The 21,704-nt window shown below is 72.3% G+C and carries 16 protein-coding genes and 1 pseudogene; all 17 read right to left on the bottom strand.

The window, feature by feature from the left end; all coding sequences use genetic code 11:
- Positions 1-69: 69 nt before the first annotated feature.
- The gene (gene cobT / locus ACWDAK_RS06430) at positions 70-4,242 is read right to left on the bottom strand and encodes a nicotinate-nucleotide--dimethylbenzimidazole phosphoribosyltransferase (RefSeq protein WP_427395329.1); all 4,173 of its coding nucleotides are present in this window, start codon (positions 4,240-4,242) and stop codon (positions 70-72) included.
- 554 nt (positions 4,243-4,796) lie between these two features.
- Positions 4,797-6,056 (bottom strand): precorrin-6y C5,15-methyltransferase (decarboxylating) subunit CbiE, encoded by a 1,260-nt coding sequence (cbiE, locus tag ACWDAK_RS06425; RefSeq protein ID WP_427395328.1) that lies wholly within the window; start codon positions 6,054-6,056, stop codon positions 4,797-4,799.
- A 200-nt stretch (positions 6,057-6,256) separates the two neighbouring features.
- Positions 6,257-6,910, bottom strand: a complete 654-nt coding sequence (locus tag ACWDAK_RS06420; protein WP_344637139.1) for a GNAT family N-acetyltransferase — start codon at positions 6,908-6,910, stop codon at positions 6,257-6,259.
- Positions 6,911-7,167: 257 nt separating this feature from the next.
- Entirely contained in the window at positions 7,168-7,995 is an 828-nt protein-coding gene (locus ACWDAK_RS06415) for a MetQ/NlpA family ABC transporter substrate-binding protein (RefSeq protein ID WP_344637138.1), read from the bottom strand.
- A gap of 94 nt (positions 7,996-8,089) precedes the next feature.
- Positions 8,090-8,830, bottom strand: a complete 741-nt coding sequence (locus ACWDAK_RS06410) for a methionine ABC transporter permease (RefSeq protein ID WP_344637137.1) — start codon at positions 8,828-8,830, stop codon at positions 8,090-8,092.
- Positions 8,827-9,852 (bottom strand): methionine ABC transporter ATP-binding protein, encoded by a 1,026-nt coding sequence (locus ACWDAK_RS06405; RefSeq protein WP_344637136.1) that lies wholly within the window; start codon positions 9,850-9,852, stop codon positions 8,827-8,829. The genes ACWDAK_RS06410 and ACWDAK_RS06405 overlap by 4 nt, the downstream gene beginning before the upstream one ends.
- A 557-nt stretch (positions 9,853-10,409) precedes the next feature.
- Positions 10,410-10,910, bottom strand: coding sequence for a GNAT family N-acetyltransferase (locus ACWDAK_RS06400; RefSeq protein ID WP_344637135.1), 501 nt, complete (start codon positions 10,908-10,910; stop codon positions 10,410-10,412).
- Between the two features lie 268 nt (positions 10,911-11,178).
- Complete coding sequence (locus ACWDAK_RS06395) at positions 11,179-11,670, bottom strand: RNA polymerase sigma factor (RefSeq protein ID WP_344637134.1); 492 nt, start codon at positions 11,668-11,670, stop codon at positions 11,179-11,181.
- A gap of 49 nt (positions 11,671-11,719) precedes the next feature.
- Positions 11,720-13,102, bottom strand: coding sequence for an FAD-binding oxidoreductase (locus tag ACWDAK_RS06390; protein WP_344637133.1), 1,383 nt, complete (start codon positions 13,100-13,102; stop codon positions 11,720-11,722).
- A gap of 407 nt (positions 13,103-13,509) precedes the next feature.
- Positions 13,510-14,946 carry an argininosuccinate lyase gene (argH, locus tag ACWDAK_RS06385; protein WP_344637132.1) on the bottom strand — a complete coding sequence of 479 codons (1,437 nt, stop codon included), beginning with the start codon at positions 14,944-14,946 and terminating at the stop codon, positions 13,510-13,512.
- A gap of 77 nt (positions 14,947-15,023) precedes the next feature.
- A complete protein-coding gene (locus ACWDAK_RS06380) occupies positions 15,024-16,217 on the bottom strand; it encodes an argininosuccinate synthase (protein ID WP_344637131.1) in 1,194 nt (397 codons plus the stop codon).
- Between the two features lie 195 nt (positions 16,218-16,412).
- Positions 16,413-16,961 (bottom strand): arginine repressor, encoded by a 549-nt coding sequence (locus ACWDAK_RS06375; RefSeq protein ID WP_344637130.1) that lies wholly within the window; start codon positions 16,959-16,961, stop codon positions 16,413-16,415.
- Between the two features lie 18 nt (positions 16,962-16,979).
- Positions 16,980-18,188 (bottom strand): acetylornithine transaminase, encoded by a 1,209-nt coding sequence (locus ACWDAK_RS06370; RefSeq protein ID WP_427395327.1) that lies wholly within the window; start codon positions 18,186-18,188, stop codon positions 16,980-16,982.
- Positions 18,185-19,060, bottom strand: a complete 876-nt coding sequence (gene argB, locus ACWDAK_RS06365; RefSeq protein ID WP_427395338.1) for an acetylglutamate kinase — start codon at positions 19,058-19,060, stop codon at positions 18,185-18,187. The genes ACWDAK_RS06370 and argB overlap by 4 nt, the downstream gene beginning before the upstream one ends.
- Before the next feature lie 73 nt (positions 19,061-19,133).
- On the bottom strand, positions 19,134-20,285 hold the full coding sequence (gene argJ / locus ACWDAK_RS06360) for a bifunctional glutamate N-acetyltransferase/amino-acid acetyltransferase ArgJ (RefSeq protein ID WP_344637284.1): 1,152 nt from the start codon (positions 20,283-20,285) through the stop codon (positions 19,134-19,136).
- A gap of 14 nt (positions 20,286-20,299) precedes the next feature.
- A complete protein-coding gene (argC, locus tag ACWDAK_RS06355) occupies positions 20,300-21,328 on the bottom strand; it encodes an N-acetyl-gamma-glutamyl-phosphate reductase (protein ID WP_344637128.1) in 1,029 nt (342 codons plus the stop codon).
- Positions 21,329-21,531: 203 nt separating this feature from the next.
- Positions 21,532-21,704, bottom strand: a pseudogene (locus ACWDAK_RS06350) (LysR family transcriptional regulator); the annotation flags it as partial.

The raw sequence follows: 21,704 nt of genomic DNA, 5'->3' as shown, positions 1-21,704 counted from the left end.
GCGCGGGCGATCCGGCCGTACGACGCCGGCCGCCGGGGCGGCATCGTACGGCCGACGGGTCGGCGGGGCCTAGGCCTTCTTCTCGGTGACTCCGGCGGAGTCGAAGGTGGCTACATCGTGCATCGCGCGGGCGGCGCTCTGCACCAGCGGGAGGGCCAGCAGCGCTCCGGTGCCCTCGCCGAGCCGCAGATCGAGGTCGATCAGCGGACGCAGGCCCAGCTTGGTCAGCGCGGCCTCGTGGCCGGGCTCGGCCGAGCGGTGGCCCGCGATGCAGGCGGCGAGCACCTCGGGGGCGATGGCCTTGGCGACCAGTGCGGCCGAACCCGCGATCACGCCGTCCAGGATGACCGGCGTGCGCAGGCTCGCCGCGCCGAGCAGGAAGCCCGCGATGGCCGCGTGCTCCAGGCCGCCGACTGCGGAGAGCACGCCGATCGGGTCGGCCGGGTCGGGCTGGTGCAGGGCGAGCGCCTGGCGGACCACCTCGACCTTGTGCTGGTGGGTGGCGTCGTCGATACCGGTGCCGCGCCCGGTCACCTCGGCCGGGTCGAGCCCGGTGAAGACCGCGATCAGCGCGGCCGAGGCGGTGGTGTTGGCGATGCCCATGTCACCGGTGATCAACACCTTGTTCCCGGCCGCGACCAGGTCGCGGGCGGTCTCGATACCGACCTCGATCGCCTTGAGCGCCTCCTCGCGGCTCATCGCCGGGCCCTGGGTCATGTCGTCGGTGCCCGGCTTGACCTTGCGCGGCAGCAGACCGGTGGTCCGGCCCTGCTGGATCGCCTCCGGCAGCTCGGACTTGACGCCGACATCCACCACGCACACCTCGGCGCCGACCTGGGCCGCGAAGGCGTTGACCACCGCTCCCCCGGCCAGGAAGTTCGACACCATCTGCGCGGTGACCTCCTGCGGCCACGGGGTGACGCCCTGGGCGTGCACGCCGTGGTCGCCGGCGAAGATCGCCACGCAGCCCGGCTCCGGGATCGGCGGCGGGCACTTGCGGCTCAGGCCGCTCAGCTGCGCCGCGATGATCTCCAGCAGGCCGAGCGAGCCGGCCGGCTTGGTCATCCGCTTCTGCCGGTCCCAGGCCTCACCGAGCGCCTTGGCATCCAGCGGGCGAATGCCGCGCAGGGTCTCGGTGAGCAGGTCGTGCCGCTCCTCGCCGGGCAGTGCGCGGTTGCCGTACTGCTCCTCGTGCACCACCCAGGACAGCGGGCGCTTCTTCGCCCAGCCCTGCTGCTGCAGCTCGGGCTCGTCCGGGAAGGAGTCGACGTACCCGACGCACAGGTACGCGACCACGTCCAGGTGCTCAGGCAGACCGAGCTCCCGGATCATCTCCTCCTCGTCGAAGAAGCTCACCCAGCCGACGCCGAGGCCTTCGGCGCGGGCGGCCAGCCAGAGGTTCTCGACGGCGAGGGCTGCCGAGTACGGGGCCATCTGGGGCTGGGTGTGCCGGCCCAGTGTGTGCCGACCGCCACGGGTGCGGTCGGCGGTGACCACGATGTTCACCGGGGTCTCGAGGATGGCCTCGATCTTGATTTCCTTGAACTGCTTCGCCCGGCCCTTGGGCAGCGACTCCGCGTACGCGTCGCGCTGGCGCTCGGCCAGTGCGTGCATCTTCTGCCGGGTCTTCGCGGAGCGGATCACCACGAAGTCCCACGGCTGGGAGTAGCCGACGCTGGGCGCGGTGTGGGCCGCCTCCAGAACGCGGATCAGCACCTCGTGCGGAATCGGATCCGGGCGGAAGCCGTTGCGGATGTCCCGGCGCTCGCGGATCACCTGGTGGACGGCGTCGCGACCGGCCTCTTCGTAGCCGGGAGCGGCGGGACCGCGGTCGATCTGCTCAACAGCGGCGTCCTCGGGAGCGGCGGCGTCCTCAGGGGCGGCGGCCTGGGAGACGGCGTTCTCCGGGGCGTCAGCGGTCGCGGCGTCGGTGGCGGCCGGTGCGTCGGTCGCCTCGGCGGTCGTCTCCGGGTTTGCCGCGTCGGTGGCGGGCTCGTCAGCGGCAGGCCCGGCCTCGGCCGGAGCCTCGGTCTCCGGGGTAGGCGCGGGCTGCGGCTCCGGCTGGGCCGGGGCCTCGACAGCCTGGGCGGAGGGGACCTCGCCGGTGCCCGTGACGGTCTCGGGAGTCGGCTCGGCGGCCGGGGCCTGGTCGGGGGTCTGTGCGGGTGCCACCTCGGCAGCGGCCACATGCTCGGCGACAGGCACCTGCTCGGCGGCGGGGTCAACCTGCTCGGCGGATGCGGCCGGGGCGGCGTCGACCAGCGGCAGTCCGTGCGGGGCCGGGTCGGCGAGGAAGGCGGCGATCCGGCGCGGCGGCTGGACCGGGGTCGCCGCCTGGGCCGGAACTGCCGCTGACGGGGCCTCGGTCGGTGCGGCCTCGGTCGGTGCGGCCTCGGTCGGTGCGGCCTCGGTCGGTGCGGCCTCGGTTGCAGGGGCATCAGCCGCCGGCGCCTCGGCGGACGAGGTGTCCGCGCCAGGGGCTTCGGCGGGCGCCTCGGCGGGCGGAGCCTCGGCGGCTGGGGCCTCGACAGCGGCTGACGGCTCGACGGCCGCCTCGGCGGGCACGTCCGCGGGCACGTCCGCAGCCGGGGCCTCGGTGGCGGCTGCCTCGGCAGTGGCCGATGCGGGCGGTGCGGTCTCGGCGGTGGCGGTCTCGGCAGCCGCCGCGTCGACGGCGGGCGCCGCATCGGCGCTCTCCGCGGACACCTCGGCCGCTGCGGGCTCCTGGACCTGCTGGACCTGGGCCTGCGCTGCCGGGGCCTCCGCCGCAGGTGCCTCGGCGGTCTGCGCGTCCACGGCGGGGGCCTCGCCGGCCGGAGCCTCGGCCATCGGCGCGTCAGGGGCAGTGCCCTCTGCGGTCGGCGCCTCCGGGGCGGATGTCTGTACGGACGCCGTCTCCTGGGCGGGAGCGGCCTCGCCGGACGGAGCCTGCACGGCCTGCGCCTCCACCACGACGGCCTCGGCGGCCGGAGCCTCGACGGCGGTTGCCTCGACAGCAGCCGGTACCACCGGCTGGGCCTCCGACGGGACGGTCTCGGCGGCAGCAGCCTCCACGGGCGCGGCGTCCACAGCGTCGGTGCCCGCGGCTTCCACCGCATCGGCCTCCACCTGAACGTCCGCCGGCGCCGCCACGGCCGGAGCGGCGGTTGCGGGTTCCACCGGAGCCTCCGCTGCGGGCGCCTCCGCGGCCTGCTCGGCCACGGCCGGCTGCGCCTCGACCGGGGCCTGCGTCTGGGCCTGCTCCGGGGCCAGAACCTGCTCCGCCACCGGTACCTGGGCCGGAGCCGGCTCGGCAGCCGGAGCCACCGGGGCGGCCGAAGGCTCGGCTGCCACCGGCGGTACGACGACCGGGACGCCGTGCGCCGGCGTACCGCCCTGCGGCACCGGACGGCCCGCGAAGGCCTGCGGCTCGGCCCCGGACGGACCCCGGTCGGCCAGCGAGCGCACCGGCACCTGGCCGGTCATCAGCGACGGGTCCGGGATCGGCGGCCCCGCGTGCAGCGGACGCCGCTGCGGCTGAGGAGCCATCACCGGTGCGGCGGCGGCCTGCGGTACGGCCGGGGCAACCGGCACGGCCGGCTGCTCGGGCACGACCGGCGCACCCGCGGCGCCCGGAACACCAGCGGCGCCCTGGCCCGCCGCCTCTTCGGTGGTCGGCGGCGCGAGCGGCGGCCAGGACGGCTCGACCGGAGTACCGGCGTGCTGCGCGGCCTGCTGCGGAATGGCATTTCCGTCGACCGTGCGCAGCGTCATGGTGTCGGCCATCGCGGCGGGACCGGCCTGCGCGGCCATGGGCGCGCTCTGGTCCATGACCATGACCGTCTCGACCGGGCCGTGCACGACCGACTCGCCCCAGGACGCCTGCGGGCCGGGCATCAGCAGGACGTCGTCCTCGTCCTCCAGGTGGTCCGGCTGGTCGAGGAAGGTGTACGCGGGGCGGTGTTCAGCCGCCCAGCCCTCACCGCCCTGCGCGGGCACGGTGATCCCGGGCATCGGCCCGCCGGCCATCGGCATGCCCTCCGCACCCGACATCGGCATACCCGGCATTCCGGGCATCGGCGCCCCGGGCATCCCCGTCCCGGACGGAACTCCGGGCACGGCGACACCTGGCACGGCGGCCCCCGGTACGGCGACGCCCTCCGGCAGGCCGAGTACCTCGGCTCCGCCGAGCGACGGCGCCGTGGCCCCGCCGAGCAGGTGCTCCGGCAGTCCCTCGTTCGGGACGTGGCCGCCATCGGTCATGTCAAAGCTCCTTCCAGGCCGCTTCCGCGCCCTTGGCGAGGCGGTCCGCCGACCGCAGCGCCCAACTCCGCTCGGGGCGAGCCGCGCTTCGGCCCGCCCGTCCACCACCTACTGGCGTCCGCCGCATCGGCACGCGAAGGCGGACTCGCCGACGCGCTGCGCGCCACCCCCGGGCCTGTGCACCACCCCAACGGGGGTGGCGCATCATCAGAGACAACGAGAACCAGGGGCATGCGGCACGACCGCACCGGACCCTACGGCATTCTTCCGGCCCGGCACGGGCCGCGTCGAATGTCCGCACTCCGGACCGATGTGGCTTGCACCACGTCAAAAAGGTGACAAACGTACCGAACAGGGCACGACCCACCGATCATCGGGCACAGCCAGGACGCCACCCTACCGGCCACGACTGACAGGCTCTCGAATCCATGACCGGATGCGATCGGAATCACCGCCCACCAACCGGGGAGCAGCCCGAGAGTCGCCGGAAAGCGGCCGGAAAACGTCCATGGAGCGGACAAACCGTGCAGGGAGGGTGTGGACGGTACGAAGGGTCAGGAACCCTGCTCACCCCAGAGCATCAAGCCCTGCTCCCCTGTGCCGATGGACAGGCCCGCCGCCGCGCCGCGCCCGATGGCGAGCGGCGCGGACTGCAGAAGTGCGCCGTCCACCTGGTAGCCCGCGCCGGAGAGGACCTCGTGGATCTCCTCGGCCTCGGCGAGCGTGTGGGCCACCGCGACCAACCGCCCGGGACGGCGGGTGACCACGGCGCGGACGGCCTCGGCGCCGCCCGCCTCGACCACCGCGGCGTCCGGCTCGGGCAGTCCGCCCAGTACCTCGTGGCCGACACCGTGGACGGCCTCCACCTCGACCCCGTAGCGGCGGGCATTGACCGCGATCTGGGCGCAGGCCGAGCGATCGGCCTCTACGGCGACCACGGCCGCGCCGAACCGGGCGATCTCGACCGCCAGGGCGCCGCTGGCCGCCCCGACCGCCCAGACCAGGTCGCCCGGGACCGGGCCCAACCGTGCCACCGCCAGCGCACGGAGGTGCGGGGGCAGCGCGCGCCCGCCGGCATCCGCTGCGGATGCGCCGCGATCCACGCCCGCGTACGCGTCGGCGGGCAGCGCCCAGCCGCGCGCCGGTCCAGGGAATCCGAGGGGCTTCCCGGCCAGCCAGCCGGCCGTCTCGTCCACGGTCTGGACCTGGCTTCCGCCGCCGATCACCAGTACCACCGAGGGGTCGCGCCAGACGTGGTCCGGCACCCGCTCGGAGGTCAGCACGGTGACGTCCTCGTCCGGGGTACCGAGCGCCTCGCAGACCACGAAGGTGCGGTGCACGCCGCGGAGCATCAGGGCCAGTTCGCTCGGGCCCGCATCCGAGGTGGTGAGCACGGCGACCTTGGGGTTGGCCCGGCAGACGTTGGCCGCGCGGCGAAGGCGTCCGCCGTGGGTGGAGACCACCTGGGCGTCCTCCCAGGGCATCCCGGCCCTGGCGAAGGCGGCGGCCACCGAGGAGACGGCGGGCAGCACCTCGAGTTCCAGGCCGTACTCGGGGCTGCGCAGGGCGCGGACCACACCGAAGTACCCGGGATCGCCCTCGGCGACCACCACGACGGTGCCGCGGTGTTCTGCGATCTTCCGGGCGGCGGCCGCGATGCTGCCGAGCACGATCCGCTCGGCGTCCGCCGGTACCGGCAGCCCTGCCAGTTGATAAGGGGCGCCGGCGACCAGGGTCGCCCCCGCCAGTGCCGAGGCGGCCGCCTCCGTCAGCGGCGTGCCGTCCCACCCGATGACCGTGATCCGGTCAGCCATCTGCGGCTTTTCTCCCTCGCATGTTCCGCCCCGAGGCGCTGTCCGCCCCACGCACACTGGTCCGGACCATCTGCGCTCCGTCCCGGTGCAGAGGCTACCGGGTGCGCTCCGTCCGCTGTCGCCAACCTGCACACCTGTGCGCGTCCGGACGGTGAACGGTTGGTTCGCTCCCGACCGTCAGTCCGCTCCCGGCCGTCGGTTCAGTCGCGGAGCACGTACCGCTGCTGGGCCCAGCTGTCGTCCTGGGCACTCTCCAAGTCCTCGGGCAGCAGGCTCCACAGGATCAGGTCGCTGCGGCTCTCGTCCTCGGGGGACCCGGCCGGCGGCCTGGCCGAGGCGGTCCAGTCGCCGCCGCGGACTATCCAGGCACTGCGCAGTACGCCCTCGCTGATGCAGCCCATCTTCTGGGCGGCCTGCTGGGCGGCGGTGTTGCCGGCGGCGGTACGCAGTTCCAGGCGCAGGAAACCGCGGTCCTCGAAGAGCCACTGGGCCACGCCGAGCAGGGCCTCGGGGGCGTAGCCCTCGCCGCGGGCCCAGGCGGCGATGACGCAGCTGGCCTCGGTGGAGCGCAGCCGCCAATCGGTGCCGCGCAGTTCGACCACGCCGACCAGGCGCTGGGTCAGGTGCTCGGCGACGGCGAAGGAGATTCCGCGTCCTTCGGCCCGGCGGGCAGGGGCGAGGGTGCGGATCCACTCCGTGGCGTGGGCCTCGGTGAACGGCTGCGGGATGGCGGTCCAGGTGTGCACCGGCTCGTCGTCCATCATCGCGACCAGGCCCGGGGCGTCTTCGTCCGCAAGGGGGCGCAACAGCAGCCTCTCGGTGCTGATGGCGGTCTCGGGGAAGCTCGCTGCCATGCCGTCTCTCCTCGCCGGGTCGTGGACACACCGTACGCCCCAGCCGCACTCGGCCAGGTCAGCGTACCGGCAAATCCGGCGACGGCCCGTCAGTTCCGGTGCCCTGCGGCCGTCCCACCTGCATATTGCCCGACCGGGCCCCGCACGTGGTCCGTGGGGGCCCGGCTGTCCGACCCGCCTGCCGGCGCATCGGCGCCGACGCGGCAAGCCCGTCGGCCGTGGGCAAACTACCGCAGTGGAGCAGTTGATACGAACTATCAGAAGGCGGGGACGACCGAGCCCTTGAAGGTGTCGTCGATGTACTTCTTGACCTCGGCCGAGTGCAGCAGCTGAGCCAGCTTCACCACCCGGGGGTCGTTCTCGTGCCCCTTCTTCACCGCGAGGATGTTGGCGTACGGGTTGCCCTCGGCCTTCTCCAGCAGGATGGCGTCCTTGGCAGGGGTCAGGCCGGAGTCGATCGCGTAGTTGCCGTTGATGACCGCGGCGTCCAGGTCGCCGAGGGAGCGGGGCAGCTGGGCGGCGTCCAGCTCCTTCCACTTCAGGTTCTTCGGGTTGTCGGCGATGTCGGCCGGGGTGGCGGAGGTGCCGGCGCCGTCCTTCAGCTTGATGACGTTCTCGGCGGCGAGCAGCTTGAGCGCGCGGCCCTCGTTGGTGGCGTCGTTGGGCAGGCCGACGGTGGCGCCGTTGGACAGGTCGGCGACGGACTTGGCCTTCTTGGAGTACAGGCCGAGCGGCTCCAGGTGCACCGGCTCGACGGAGACGATGTCGGTGCCGTGCTTCTTGTTGAAGTCCTCCAGGTACGGGACGTGCTGGAAGAAGTTGGCGTCGGCCGAGCCGTCCTGGACGGCCGTGTTCGGGGTCACGTAGTCGGTGACCACCTTGACGTCCAGCTTCAGCCCGGCCTTGTCGGCCAGGTTCTGCTTCACGTAGTCCAGGATCTGGGCGTGCGGGGTAGGGCTGGCGATCACGGTGAGCGGCTGGTCCGGCGAGGAGCCGGCGGACGAGGAGCCGCTGCTGCAGGCGGTCAGCGTGAGGGCGAGGCCCGCGGTGGCGATGACGGCGGTGGACTTCAGGACGTTACGCACGAAAAGTGCCTTTCTCCATGGAGCGGACGGCCCACCGGGAGGATGGCCCGGTGGCCTGGGGCGCGCGGCCTGCCCCGGAGGGCAGACGGCGTGGTCAGTGGGGCAGGGCGAGCTCTTCCTCTTCCTCGGTGAGCTCGGTGCGGCGCGAGCGCAGCAGGCGGGTGGTGCCGCCGAAGCCGCCGCGGTCGGCCAGCCGCCGCACGATGAGGTCGCTGATCAGCTGGATCGCCATCACGATCACCACCAGCTCGGCGACGATGACCCACATGAAGGCGGTCTCGAAACGCTGGTAGCCGTAGTTGACGGCGAGGGTGCCGAGTCCCCCGCCGCCGACCGTGCCGGCCATCGCGGAGAAGCCGATCAGCGCGATGATCGTGGTGGTGGCGGAGGAGACCAGCGCGGGCAGCGACTCGGGGAGAAGCACCTTGCGGATCGCGGTCCAGGTGCCGCCGCCCATCGCGTGGACGGCCTCCAGCAGGCCCTTGTCCACTTCGCGGACCGCGGTCTCGACCAGGCGGGCGAAGAACGGGATGGCGCCGACGGTCAGCGGCACGGACGCGGCCTGCCAGCCGATGGTGGTGCCGGTCACTCCCTTGGTGAAGGGCTGCAGAGCGACCATCAGGATGATGAACGGCAGCGAGCGGCCGACGTTGACTATCGCGCCGATCACCCGGTTGACCGGGCCGTTCTGCAGCGCGCCGCCCTTGTCGGTGAGCACCAGCAGCAGGCCCAGCGGCAGCCCGAGCAGGATGGTGGCGAGGGTGGCGACGCCGACCATCTGGAAGGTCTCGGCGGTGGCGGGCCACATCAGTTCCTGCATCTGGTCCCAGGTCATGCCACGGCTCCGTTCGCCTCGTTCACGGTCTCCACCTGCAGGCCCTGCTCGCGCAGGAAGCCGATCGGCACCACGTTCTCCTGGTGGCCGCCGGGCAGTTCGACCCTCATCCGGCCGACCATCCGGCCACCGATGTGCTCCACGGCGGCACCGAGGATGTTGATGTCGATCTGGTAGGTGCGGGCCAGCTGGGAGACGAAGGGCTGGGCGGAGGTGTCACCTTGGAAGGTGATCTCCACCACGGTGTTGCCGGGCTGCCCGTGGCCGAACTCGCCGAGCGGGAAGAGCTCGCGGGCCAGTTCGGAGTTCCGGGTGGCGAGCAGCTCGGTGAGCCCGCCGGACTCGATCACCTTGCCGCCGCGCATCAGGGCGGCGGAGTCGCAGACGGACTTGATCACGTCCATCTCATGGGTGATCAGCAGGACGGTGAGGCCGAGCTGCCGGTTGAGGTCGCGCAGCAGGGACAGGATGGAGCGGGTGGTCTCCGGGTCGAGCGCGGAGGTGGCCTCGTCGGAGAGCAGCACCTTGGGGTCGCCGGCCAGTGCGCGGGCGATGCCGACGCGCTGCTTCTGGCCGCCGGAGAGCTGGCCGGGGTAGTTGCGGGCCTTGTCGGCGAGACCGACCAGGTCGAGCAGTTCGGCGGCCTTGCGGTGGCGCTGGGTGCGGTCCAGCCCGATGATCTCCAGCGGGAGTTCGACGTTCTGCTGGACGGTCCGCGAGGAGAGCAGGTTGAAGTGCTGGAACACCATGCCGATCCGACGGCGGGCCTCGCGCAGGTCGCGGCCGGCCCGGTGCTCCTGGCCGGGCAGCGCGTTGAGCTCGACACCGTCCACGGTGACGCTGCCCGAGCTCGGGCGCTCCAGCATGTTCACGCAGCGGATGAGGGTGCTCTTGCCCGCGCCGCTGGTACCGACGACGCCGTAGACCTCGCCCTCCCTCACGTGCAGGTCGACTCCGTCGAGGGCGGTGACCTCGCGGCCCCTGGAGCGGTAGACCTTCGTCAGGTCCTTGGTGGTGATCACAGCTGCTTCCGTTGGTCGGGGGCGCACGGCTGATGGCCGGCGCGCCGGTGGCGGTGAGCGGCATGCCTCGGGCACGCCTGTGAAGGGAGGTGGGGGTCCCGCTGCCACACCTCGATCGTGGCCGCCGGCAGGCGGGGACGCGCGTGGGCATGGCCCTTACGGGTCCGGATCCAAAAGGTGTGCGGCAGCGCCGCGGTACGGGCGCGTGGAGCCGCTTCAGCGGGGCTCGCTTCGGGGCGCGAGCAGGGGCGGTGACCCTCAGCAGTGACACATTCGACAGCACATGCAGCGCTCACCTGCCGGCACGGTGCCGGAGGGGGTGCAGGTCGTTGTCGCAGTCATGGGTGCTAGTAAATCAGACATATGCACCGGGTCCCAATTACCAGGACCAGCCGTCCGCATTGCGGACACGACCCAGTGGTTGCAAGGCGAAGGATCCTGACGGCACAAGCCCAAGCGCCCGGTCCACAGGGACCGGGCGCTGCCGGGAACTGTCTCAGAAGGCACGGTCGGGCGGCCCGTACGGGCACCGCCGCCCGGCCGTCGGCCGCCGGCGTTCAGGCGGTGGCGGCGTACTCCGAGTGCACCGGCTTCTCCAAGGCGACCACGCTCAGTCGGCGGCTCACCTCGGTGACCTCCCGCTGGCGGTAGCCGTGCCGGGCGTAGAGGCGGAGGTTGGCGAGGCTGCGGTGTCCGGTGGAGAGTTCGAAGGAGCGTACGTCGTGCCGGTCCAGCAGCTGCCGTTCGACGGCGTCCAGCAGGCGGCCGCCGAGGCCGTGGCGCTGCATCCGGGGGTGGACCACCAGGCGGGCGACCCGGGCGACCCCGTTCTCCTCCACCCGGCCGCGGACGGTGCCGACGACCTCGTCGCCCAGCTTGGCCACCAGCACGTGCCGATCGGAGAGTTCGGCCCGCAGGCTGCCCAGCGTCTGCGTCAGCGGCTCGATGCCCCAGTCTCCGTACAGCTCGGCCTCGCTCTGGTAGCCGAGGTACTGGAGCTTGAGGATCTGCTCCGCGTCGTCCTCGGTCGCCACCGAAATGATCACGCTCATGCCCATGTGCGGGGGCCTCCCCATCGTTGGTTCCCGGGTGCCGGGTGTGGGTGCGGCACCGGGTGCTCTGCCGGAGGTGTGCCCCGGACGGGGATCGGCCCTGACCGGGGGTCGCGCAGCGCCGCACCCCGCGGTCTCCGGAGCCCGGCCCTCGCTCACGCTCAGTATCCGGCCGCCTCGGCCACCGTCAAGGAGGACGTTAGCCACGGCTCTACCCAGCCGTCCCCGGATCTCAACCTTCCGGATGCCCGACGTGGTGAGCGTCACTCAGACGTCACCAGCCGGTCTCCGACGGCCGTTCCGGCCGGTGGCTGTACAGCAGCGCCCGCAGGCACCCCAGGCAGCGTGACCGGATCGGCCCAATGCTGCCCCTCGGCAGGCAAAGCCGTTCCGCCAGCTGCTGGTACGTCAGTTCGGGTGACTCGGACAGTGCGGTGAGCAGCTCGGGGCAGCGTCCGGGCAGCCGGGCCAGCGCCCGCCGTACGGCGCGGTGGCGGTAGGCGGTCAGCAGCTGCTCCTCGGCGGAGGGCACCGGCCGCACGCTCCGGTGGGGCTGCGGCGACCGGGCGGTGTGCTGGACGGTCAGCTGGACGGTGAGCGCCCGGACCCAGGAGACGCGGTCACGGGGCAGGGTGCCGTCGGCGGCCCGTTCCAGCACCCGCAGCCAGACCTCCTGTTCCAGGTCCTGCGGGTCGAGGCGGTGCCGGTGTGCCAGCACGGCGGCGAGCGGGGCGAAGGCGGGGTGCAGCTCGGCGACGGGGATCACACCCGGTATGACCGACCGTCGGCCCGGCCGGTGACGGCGGGTCACCCGGTCAGTAGCTGGGCGGGATGTTCTGGTTGACGCGGAACAGGTTGCCCGGGTCCCAGACGTCCTTGAGCGCGGTGAGCTGCCGGTACTTCACCGGTCCGTACGCCTCCAGGACCCGTGCCGGGCCCTCCTGGCCGAGGAAGTTCACATACCCTCCGCCGGAGGAGAAGGCCCGCATCGCGCTCCACAGCCCTCTGGTCCAGGCGGTGTGCCCGGGGTCCTCCTCGGAGTGCTCCCAGCGGGAGTTGATGCTGAGCAGGTAGGGCGCCGAGCGGTGGGTGTAGGCGGTGTCGTCGGGGCCGACCCGGGCGATGGCGCCGCCGAGGAAGACGAGCTGGATCTCGGAGGACGGTGAGGTGATCCGCGCGAAGTGCTCGGTGAGGGTGGCGATCGCGCGGTCGTCCAGGGTGGAGAGGTACTCGGACTTCCAGTAGTTGCGGGCACCCGGGCCGCGCCCCGGGTCCAGCGTCCGCTGCCACACGGTGTAGGGGCGCAGCTGGATCGTGTCCGCGAGTACGCCGGGCAGGGCGCGCAGCGGTGCCACCGCGCCCCGCGCGCGTTCGGGTCGGCCGGCGTGGCACAGCCCGATCCGGACGACCGGGGTGCCGGCCAGTCGGGCGGGCAGGTGGGGTGCGGCCGGTGCGGTGCCGAGCAGGCAGACGGCACCCAGCTGGTCGGGGGCACCGCGTAGCTGGGTGCGGACGGCACGGAGCACCTGCGGAGCCTCGTCAGCCGCGAAGTACAGCTCGCCGCAGAGCACCTGCGGGCCGACCGGGTGCAGCCGGTAGGACAGGGAGGTGACGACGCCGAAGTTGCCGCCGCCGCCCCGGATGCCCCGGAACAGGTCCGGGTGCAGTGCCGCGCTCGCCGTGACCACCCGTCCGTCGGCGGTCACCAGCTCGGCCTCCAACAGGTTGTCGCAGGTCAGCCCGTAGGCCCGGCTGAGCCAGCCGAAGCCTCCGCCGAGGGTTGTGCCGGCGATCCCGCTGCCGGACACCAGCCCGCCCGGGGTCGCCAGGGCGTGGCGCTGGGTCTCCTGGTCGAACTCGGCCCAAGTGGCGCCCGGACCGGCGTGCGCGATCCGACGGCCGGAGTCCACCCGGACGCCGCGCATCCGCGAGAGGTCGATCAGCAGGCCGCCGTCGCAGACCGCGAGGCCGGCGACGCTGTGGCCGCCGCCACGGATCGTCGGCCACAGCCCGTACTCGCGGGCCACCTCGACGGCCAGCAGGACGTCCGGGGTGCCGGTGCAGCGGGCGATCAGTGCGGGGTGCCGGTCGATCGCGCCGTTCCACACGGCTCGGGCCGTGTCGTACTCCGGGTCGCCCGGGGTGATCAGCTGGCCTCGGAACCCTCTTCGGAGTGCTGCGACGGCTCTGGCACCCATGGGTCGAGTATCGGATGCGGCGGGACGCTCGGCTGCTCGGGAAAACCCATTAGGGGGGAACGGCCCGGAGCGCAGCCGGGGGGCGCGGGGAGCGCTGCGAAGGGGGGCGCCCTTCCCCCAGCCTTCGGCCGGGGAGCCCCATCCCCCAGCCTCCGGCCGGGGGGACCCCCAAGGCCGAAGGCTGGGGGAGGAAGGCTCCCGCCCGCACGATTCCTGCGGCGAAGCGGTGCGCACCGCCCCTGCGGGAGGGGCGGGGTGCGAGCCGGTCACCGAGGCCGGGTGCGGGCGGGAGCCTTCCACCCCCGTCTTCGGCCGGGGTGCCCCCTTGGCGCGGTGCCCCGCGCCGCCGGGGAGCCCCTCCCGCCTCGGCGGGCCGGTGCTTCCCGGTGGGTACTGCTCCGTGCGGGTCAGCCCTTGAGCCAGGCGGCCTGCACGGCGAGGTCGGCCTTGAGCTCGGCCAGCTGGGCGGCGACTGCGGAAGGCGAGGTACCGCCGCGGGCGTTGCGCGAGGCGATGGCGCCGTGGACGGTGAGGACCGAGCGGACATCGGGCGTGAGGTGGGGGGAGATCTCGGCGAACTGGGCGTCCGTCAGGTCGGCGAGCTCGATGCCCTGGGACTCGCAGACCTTCACACAGGCCCCGGCCACCTCGTGCGCCACCCGGAACGGCACACCCTGCCGGACCAGCCACTCGGCGATGTCGGTGGCCAGCGAGAACCCGGCCGGCGCCAGCTCCTCCAGGCGCTCGCGGTGCACGGTGAGGGTGGCCATCATGCCGGTGAAGGCGGGCAGCAGGACCTCGAGGGTGTCGCAGGAGTCGAAGACCGGCTCCTTGTCCTCCTGGAGGTCCCGGTTGTAGGCGAGCGGCAGTGCCTTCAGGGTGGCCAGCAGGCCGGTCAGGTTGCCGATCAGCCGGCCGGACTTGCCCCGGGCCAGCTCGGCGATGTCCGGGTTCTTCTTCTGCGGCATGATCGAGGAGCCCGTGGAGAAGGCGTCGTGCAGCGTGATGAAGCCGAACTCCTTGGTGTTCCAGATGATCACCTCCTCGGCGATCCGGGAGAGGTTGATCCCGATCATGGCCGTGATGAAGGCGAACTCGGCGACGAAGTCGCGCGAGGCGGTCCCGTCGATGGAGTTCGCCACCGAGCCGCCCTCGAAGCCGAGGTCGGCGGCGACCGCCTGCGGGTCCAGGCCGAGCGAGGAGCCGGCCAGCGCGCCGGAGCCGTACGGGGAGACGGCGGTGCGGGCGTCCCACTGGCGCAGCCGCTCGGCGTCCCGACCGAGGGCCTGCGCGTGCGCGAGGACGTGGTGGGCGAAGAGCACCGGCTGGGCGTGCTGGAGGTGGGTGCGGCCCGGCATCGCGGTGTCGGGGTGCGCCTCGGCGAGGTTCACCAGGGCGTACTGGAGGTCCAGCACCAGCCCACCGATGGTCTTCGCGTGGTCCCGCAGGTACATCCGGAACAGGGTGGCGATCTGGTCGTTGCGCGAGCGGCCGGCGCGGAGCTTGCCACCCAGTTCGGCGCCGAGCCGCTCCAGCAGGCCGCGCTCCAGGGCGGTGTGCACGTCCTCGTCGGCGACGGTGCCGGTGAAGGCACCCGAGGCGACGTCGGCGAGCAGCTGCTCCAGACCGGCCAGCATGGCGGCCAGCTCGTCCTCGCTCAGCAGGCCGGCCTTGTGCAGCACCCGGGCGTGCGCCTTGGAGCCTGCGACGTCGTACGGCGCGAGCCGCCAGTCGAAGTGGACGGAGGCGGAGAGCTTGGCCAGCGCCTCGGAGGGACCGTCGGCGAAGCGCGCGCCCCAGAGACGGACATCAGTGACTCCCGAGTAGGGCTGGTCGGACGACATCGCGGGGCTCCTTCTGCGGGGTAGGGGGCGGCCCCGGCTGCGTGGGGGTGCAGCCGGGACCGGGTGTGGGGGAGGGATCAGGCCAGGTCGCGGCGGGCGGCGATCTTCGAGGACATCCCGAAGATCTCGATGAAGCCCTTGGACATCGACTGGTCGAAGGTGTCGCCGGTGTCGTAGGTGGCGAGGTTGAAGTCGTACAGCGACTGGTCCGACTTGCGACCGTTGACCACCGCGCGGCCGCCGTGCAGCACCATCCGGATCTCGCCGCTGACGTGCTGGTTGGCCTCGTTGACGAAGCCGTCCAGGGCGCGCTTGAGCGGGGAGAACCACAGGCCGTCGTAGACGAGTTCGGCCCAGCGCTGCTCCACCTGCCGCTTGTAGCGGGCGAGTTCGCGCTCGACGGTGACGTTCTCCAGCGCCTGGTGAGCAGTGATCAGGGCGATCGCACCGGGAGCCTCGTAGATCTCCCGGGACTTGATGCCGACCAGCCGGTCCTCGACCATGTCGAGGCGGCCGATGCCCTGGGTGCCGGCCCGCTTGTTGAGCTCCTCGATCGCCTGGAGGACGGTCACCTTCCTGCCGTCGATCGCGACCGGGACGCCCGCCTCGAAGGTGATGACGACCTCGTCGGCCTCGCGCGCGGTGGCCGGGTTCTGGGTGTACTCGTAGACGTCCTCGATCGGGGCGTTCCAGATGTCCTCCAGGAAGCCGGTCTCGACGGCCCGCCCGAAGACGTTCTGGTCGATCGAGTACGGGGACTTCTTGGTGGTCGCGATCGGCAGGCCCTTGGACTCGGCGAAGGCGATCGCCTTGTCCCGGGTCATCGCGTAGTCGCGCACCGGGGCGATGCACTTCAGGGCGGGGGCAAGGGAGTTGATGCCGACCTCGAAGCGGACCTGGTCGTTGCCCTTGCCGGTGCAGCCGTGGGCGACGGTGGTGGCGCCGTGCTTCTGCGCGGCGGCGACCAGGTGCTTGACGATCACCGGCCTGGAAAGCGCGGAGACCAGCGGGTACTGGCCCTGGTAGAGGGCGTTGGCCTTGAGCGCCGGCAGGCAGTACTCGTCGGCGAACTCCTCACGGGCGTCCGCGACCTCGGCCTCGACCGCACCGCAGTCCAGCGCGCGCTGACGGATGACCTCGAGGTCCTCGCCACCCTGGCCGACGTCGACGGCGACGGCGATGACCTCGGCGCCCGTCTCCTCGGCGATCCAGCCGATGCAGACGGACGTGTCCAGACCGCCCGAGTAGGCGAGTACGACGCGCTCGGTCACGGCTTTCTCCTTCACAACAGTGCGAACGGGTGGGTCGGCGGCAGGTGCGCGCCCCATACGGTGATGGGTATAAGTATGCATGACCTCGTATGGAAATCAAAACTATTCGTCCGCCCGCCCGAGTGGTGGGCCGAAAACGCGGACCGCCCAGGAGCACAGGGCTCCTGGGCGGTCCCGGGTCGGCCGGCGCAGCCGCTACTGGGCCTTGGACTGGGCCAGTAGCATCAGGTGGTCGGCCAGGGCCTGGCCACCGGAGGGGTCACGGCTGATCAGCAGCACGGTGTCGTCACCCGCGATGGTGCCGATGATCTCGAACACCTCCGCCTGGTCGATCGCCGAGGCCAGGAACTGCGCCGCGCCCGGCGGAGTGCGCAGTACGACCAGGTTGCCGGAGGCCGTCGCGGACACCATCAGTTCGCCGGCCAGCCGGGCCATCCGGCCCTCGCTGGCGGACTCCCCCATCGGCGCGCGCGGCGTACGGTCACCACCCTCGGCCGGGACGGCGTAGATGAGCGCGCCGTCCCGGTTGCGGATCTTCACCGCACCCAGCTCGTCCAGGTCCCGGGAGAGGGTGGCCTGGGTGACCACGAGTCCGTCATCGGCCAGCAGTTTGGCCAGCTGGCTCTGCGAGCGGACGGGCTGACGGGTCAACAGGTCCACGATCCGGCGGTGCCTGGCCGTACGGGTCTGCGGGACCTGCGGCGTCGGACCGGCGGCGGGCTGGTCGGGTCGGGATACGGTCATACTGATAATTCTCCCGGACTACGCGCCGTGCTTCGCGTCGGGGGCGGCGACTCGCACGGTGCGCAGGATCTCCGGCAGGGCGGCGAGGAAGTCGTCCGCCTCCTGCTCGGTCAGCACCAGTGGCGGAACCAGCCGCACCGCGTCCGCCACCGCCGCGTTCACCAGGAACCCGGTCTGCTGCGCCACCGCCTGGACCTGTGCCGCGACCGGCTCGGTCAGCACGATGCCCAGCAGCAGCCCGGCGCCCCTGACGTGCGAGACGAGCGGATCGCCGATCGCCTCGACCCCGGCGCGCAACCGTTCGCCGATCTTCTGGACGTGCTCCAGCAGGCCCTCGGCCTCGATGGTGTCCAGCACCGCGAGGCCCGCGGCCGCGGCCACCAGGTTCCCACCGAAGGTGGTGCCGTGCTGGCCCGGCTGGAGCAGTTCGGCCGCCGCGCCGAAGGCGACGGTCGCGCCGATCGGCAGCCCGCCGCCGAGGCCCTTGGCGAGGGTGACGATGTCCGGGTCGACGCCCTCCTCGGCCTGGTGGGCGAACCAGTGGCCGGTGCGGCCGACGCCGGTCTGCACCTCGTCCAGCACCAGCAGGGTCCCGGTGGCCCGGGTGATTTCGCGAGCCGCCCTCAGATAGCCCGGCGGCAGCGGGATCGCGCCGTTCTCACCCTGGATCGGCTCCAGGAACACGGCGGCGGTGTCGGAGGTGACGGCCGCGCGCAGCGCCTCGATGTCGCCGAAGGGAACATGGGTGACGTCCCCGGGCAGCGGGCGGAACGGGTCCTGTTTGGCGGGCTGCGCGGTGAGTGCCAGCGCGCCCATGGTCCGGCCGTGGAAGGCGCCCTGGGCGGAGACCAGGTGGGTGCGGCCGGTGAGCCGGCTGATCTTGAAGGCGGCCTCGTTGGCCTCGGCGCCCGAGTTGCAGAAGAACACCCGGCCCTCGCGCCCGAACAGCCCGATCAGCCGCTCGGCCAGCCGCACCGTCGGCTCGGCCAGGAACAGGTTGGAGACGTGGCCGAGCTGCCCGATCTGCCGGGTGACCGCCTCGACCACTGCCGCATGTCCGGTGCCGAGCGCGTTCACCGCGATCCCGCCGACCAGGTCCAGGTACTCCCTGCCGTCGGCGTCCCAGACCTTGGCGCCGGCGCCGCGCACCAGTGGGATCCTGGGGGTGCCGTAGTTGTTCATCAGCGCGTGCTGCCAGCGCCGGGTGAGTTCGGAGTTGCTCGTCATGCCAGTCCCCCGAGCACGCTCGCCTCGTCGTCCGGGACGACCATGGTGCCGATGCCCTCGTCGGTGAAGATCTCCAGGAGCAGCGAGTGCTGCACCCGCCCGTCCAGTACTCGCGCGGTGCCCACGCCCGAGCGCACCGCCCGCAGACAGCCCTCCATCTTGGGGAGCATCCCGCTGGCCAGGTCCGGCAGCATCTTCTCCAGCTCGCTCGCGCTGAGCTGGCTGATCACGTCGTCCGAGTTCGGCCAGTCCGCGTACAGCCCCTCGACGTCGGTGAGGACCACCAGCATCTCCGCACCGAGCGCGGCCGCGAGCGCGGAGGCGGCGGTGTCGGCGTTGATGTTGTAGACGTGGCCGTCGGCGCCGCGCGCGATGCTGGAGATGACCGGGATCCGGCCGTCCGCGATCAGCGCCTTCACCGCGCCGGCCTCGATGTTGACGATGTCCCCGACCAGGCCGATGTCCACCTGCTCACCGTCCACCACCGCGTACCGCTTGACGGCGGTCATGGTGTGCGCATCCTCGCCGGTCAGGCCGACCGCGAACGGGCCGTGCTCGTTCAGCAGCCCGACCAGCTCGCGCTGCACCTGGCCGGCCAGCACCATCCGGACCACGTCCATCGTCTCCGGGGTGGTGACCCGCAGGCCGTTGGTGAAGGAGGACTCCAGGCCCAGCCGGTCCAGCTGCGCGCTGATCTGCGGGCCGCCGCCGTGTACCACGACCGGGTGCAGCCCGGCGTAGCGCAGGAAGACCACGTCCTGGGCGAAGGCCGCCTTGAGATCCTCGTCCACCATGGCGTTGCCGCCGAACTTGATCACTACGGTCTTGCCGTGGAAGCGCTCCAGCCAGGGCAGCGCCTCGATCAGCGTCATCGCCTTGGGCAGTGCGGTGTTGTTGCGGGCCTGTTCGCCCTTGGGTGCGATCTGCACGGTGGTGTCCCCCGGCTCAGGTGGAGTAGGCGCTGTTCTCGTGCACGTAGTCGGCGGTGAGGTCGTTGGTCCACACGGTGGCGGCGGCCTGACCGGCGTTCAGGTCGGCGGTGATGACCACTTCCCGGTCCTTCATGCTCACCAGGTCGCGGTCCTCGCCGACGCTGCCTCCCCGGCAGACCCAGACGCCGTTGATGGCGACGTCCAGGGCGTCCGGGTCGAAGGCGGCGGAGGTGGTGCCGATCGCGGCCAGCACCCGGCCCCAGTTGGGGTCCTCGCCGTGGATGGCGCACTTGAGCAGGTTGTTGCGGGCGATTGTCCGGGCGACGTCCACCGCCTCCTGCTCGGTGGCGGCGTTGACCACGTCGATCCGGATGTCCTTGCTGGCACCCTCGGCGTCGCCGATCAGCTGCCGGGCCAGGTCATCGCAGACGGTGCGCACCGCCTCGGCGAACTCGCCCGCCTCCGGCGTGATCCGGGAGGCACCGGAGGCCAGCAGCAGCACGGTGTCGTTGGTGGACATGCAGCCGTCGGAGTCCACCCGGTCGAAGGTGGTGCGGGTCGCGGCGCGCAGTGCCTCGTCGAGGCCCTCGCTGTCCACCGCGGCGTCAGTGGTGAGCACCACCAACATGGTGGCCAGGCCCGGCGCGAGCATGCCGGCGCCCTTGGCCATCCCGCCGACCGTCCAGCCGTCCCCGGCCACCTGGGCCGTCTTGTGCACGGTGTCGGTGGTCTTGATGGCGATCGCGGCCGCCTCGCCGCCGTCCTCACCGAGCGTCCGCACAGCCATTTCGACGCCGGGCAGCAGGACGTCCATCGGCAGCCGGACGCCGATCAGACCGGTCGAGGCGACGGCCACCTCGGCCGCGTTGAGCTTCAGTTCCTCGGCCACCTTCTCGGCCGTCGCATGGGTGTCCTGGAACCCGAGCGGTCCCGTACACGCGTTGGCGCCACCGGAGTTGAGGATGACGGCACAGACCCGGCCGCCCTTGAGCACCTGCTCGGACCACAGGACGGGGGCCGCCTTGACCCGGTTGGAGGTGAAGACGCCGGCGGCGGCGAGCAACGGCCCGTCGTTGACCACCAGGGCCAGGTCGGGGGTACCGGAGGCCTTGATCCCGGCGGTGACACCGGCGGCGCGGAAGCCCTTCGCCGCGGTCACGCCCACGTTCCGACTGCTTGTCACGGTGCGACTCCGTTCACGGACAGGCCCAGCTCTTCCGGCAGGCCGAGGGCGATGTTCATGCTCTGCACCGCGCCGCCGGCGGTGCCCTTCACCAGGTTGTCGATCGCGCTGATCGCGATGATCCGCCCGGCGTGCTCGTCCAGGGCGACCTGGATCAGCGCGGCGTTGGAGCCGTAGACCGCGCTGGTCTGCGGCCACTGCCCCTCGGGCAACAGGCGGACGAAGGGCTCGCCCGCGAAGGCCGCCGCGTACGCCTCGCGCAGTTGTTCGGCGGTGGTGCCCTGCTTGGCCTTGGCCGAGCAGGTGGCGAGGATGCCGCGCGGCATCGGGGCCAGGGTCGGGGTGAACGAGACGGTGACCGGCTCCCCCGCGACCGGGGCCAGGTTCTGCGCCATCTCCGGCGTGTGCCGGTGCCCGCCGCCGACGCCGTACGGGCTCATCGACCCCATCACCTCGCTGCCGAGCAGGTGCGGCTTGACCGCCTTGCCCGCGCCGGAGGTGCCCGAGGCCGCCACGACCACCGCCTCCGGCTCCGCCAACCTCGCAGCGTACGCCGGGAACAGCGCCAGCGATACGGCCGTCGGGTAGCAGCCCGGGACGGCGATCCGCTTGGTGCCCTTGAGCGCGGCCCGGTGGCCCGGCAGCTCGGGCAGGCCGTACGGCCAGGTGCCCGCGTGCGGGGAGCCGTAGAACTTCTCCCAGACGGCCGCGTCCTTCAGCCGGAAGTCCGCGCCGCAGTCCACCACCAGCACGTCCTCGCCGAGCGATTCGGCGACCGCCGCGGACTGCCCGTGCGGCAGCCCGAGGAACACCACGTCGTGCCCGGCCAGCACCTCGGGCGTGGTCGGCTCCAGCACCCGGTCGGCCAGCGGCAGCAGGTGCGGCTGCAGCTCGCCGAACCGGGTGCCGGCGTTCGACCCGCCGGTCAGCGCACCGATCTCCACCTCCGGATGCCCGAGCAGGAGGCGCAGCACCTCACCACCCGCGTACCCACTGGCGCCGGCGACGGCGACGCGCAAAGCCATGACGTTCCTCCTCAGCAGCTTGGCATGAATATACGCAGTGCGGAACATTCATGCAACAACTAGCCGGCTCGGCCGCCGCCGCGGATGTGACCGAGCGCTTCAGTTGGCCAGTGAGCGCGGCACTTGGCGAGCTGAGCACCCAGTGCCGGGGCTCGCGTGTGAGCCGGGACATGGTAGGTGGAACCTGGCCAGGCGTGTTGGAACTACCGGAGACGGGTCGCAGTCCGGACAAGGCCGGCGACGGCTCTGGACCGACTGTGCGGCGGCCAGGCGATCACGGTGGTGACTTTCGGCGCGTCCAGCACGGGCACGGCGGCGAGGTCACCGTGCAGTTGATCTCGGCACGACTCCGGTGAGACCGCGCAAGCACGGCCGA

It is taken from the genome of Kitasatospora sp. NPDC001175, from assembly GCF_053598215.1.
The sequence above is the reverse complement of the archived record's forward strand: the minus strand, read 5'-3'. Positions and strand labels throughout refer to the sequence as shown.

Bases quoted from the DNA above. Each gene is read 5' to 3' on its own strand.
- argB (WP_427395338.1), bottom strand. From the start codon at position 19,060: ATGACGCTGATCGAGGCGCTGCCCTGGCTGGAGCGCTTCCACGGCAAG.
- cbiE (WP_427395328.1), bottom strand. From the start codon at position 6,056: ATGGCTGACCGGATCACGGTCATCGGGTGGGACGGCACGCCGCTGACG.
- ACWDAK_RS06375 (WP_344637130.1), bottom strand. From the start codon at position 16,961: ATGACCGTATCCCGACCCGACCAGCCCGCCGCCGGTCCGACGCCGCAG.
- ACWDAK_RS06370 (WP_427395327.1), bottom strand. From the start codon at position 18,188: ATGACGAGCAACTCCGAACTCACCCGGCGCTGGCAGCACGCGCTGATG.
- cobT (WP_427395329.1), bottom strand. From the start codon at position 4,242: ATGACCGATGGCGGCCACGTCCCGAACGAGGGACTGCCGGAGCACCTG.
- argH (WP_344637132.1), bottom strand. From the start codon at position 14,946: ATGTCGTCCGACCAGCCCTACTCGGGAGTCACTGATGTCCGTCTCTGG.
- ACWDAK_RS06410 (WP_344637137.1), bottom strand. From the start codon at position 8,830: ATGACCTGGGACCAGATGCAGGAACTGATGTGGCCCGCCACCGCCGAG.
- ACWDAK_RS06400 (WP_344637135.1), bottom strand. From the start codon at position 10,910: ATGGGCATGAGCGTGATCATTTCGGTGGCGACCGAGGACGACGCGGAG.
- ACWDAK_RS06420 (WP_344637139.1), bottom strand. From the start codon at position 6,910: ATGGCAGCGAGCTTCCCCGAGACCGCCATCAGCACCGAGAGGCTGCTG.
- ACWDAK_RS06390 (WP_344637133.1), bottom strand. From the start codon at position 13,102: ATGGGTGCCAGAGCCGTCGCAGCACTCCGAAGAGGGTTCCGAGGCCAG.
- argC (WP_344637128.1), bottom strand. From the start codon at position 21,328: ATGGCTTTGCGCGTCGCCGTCGCCGGCGCCAGTGGGTACGCGGGTGGT.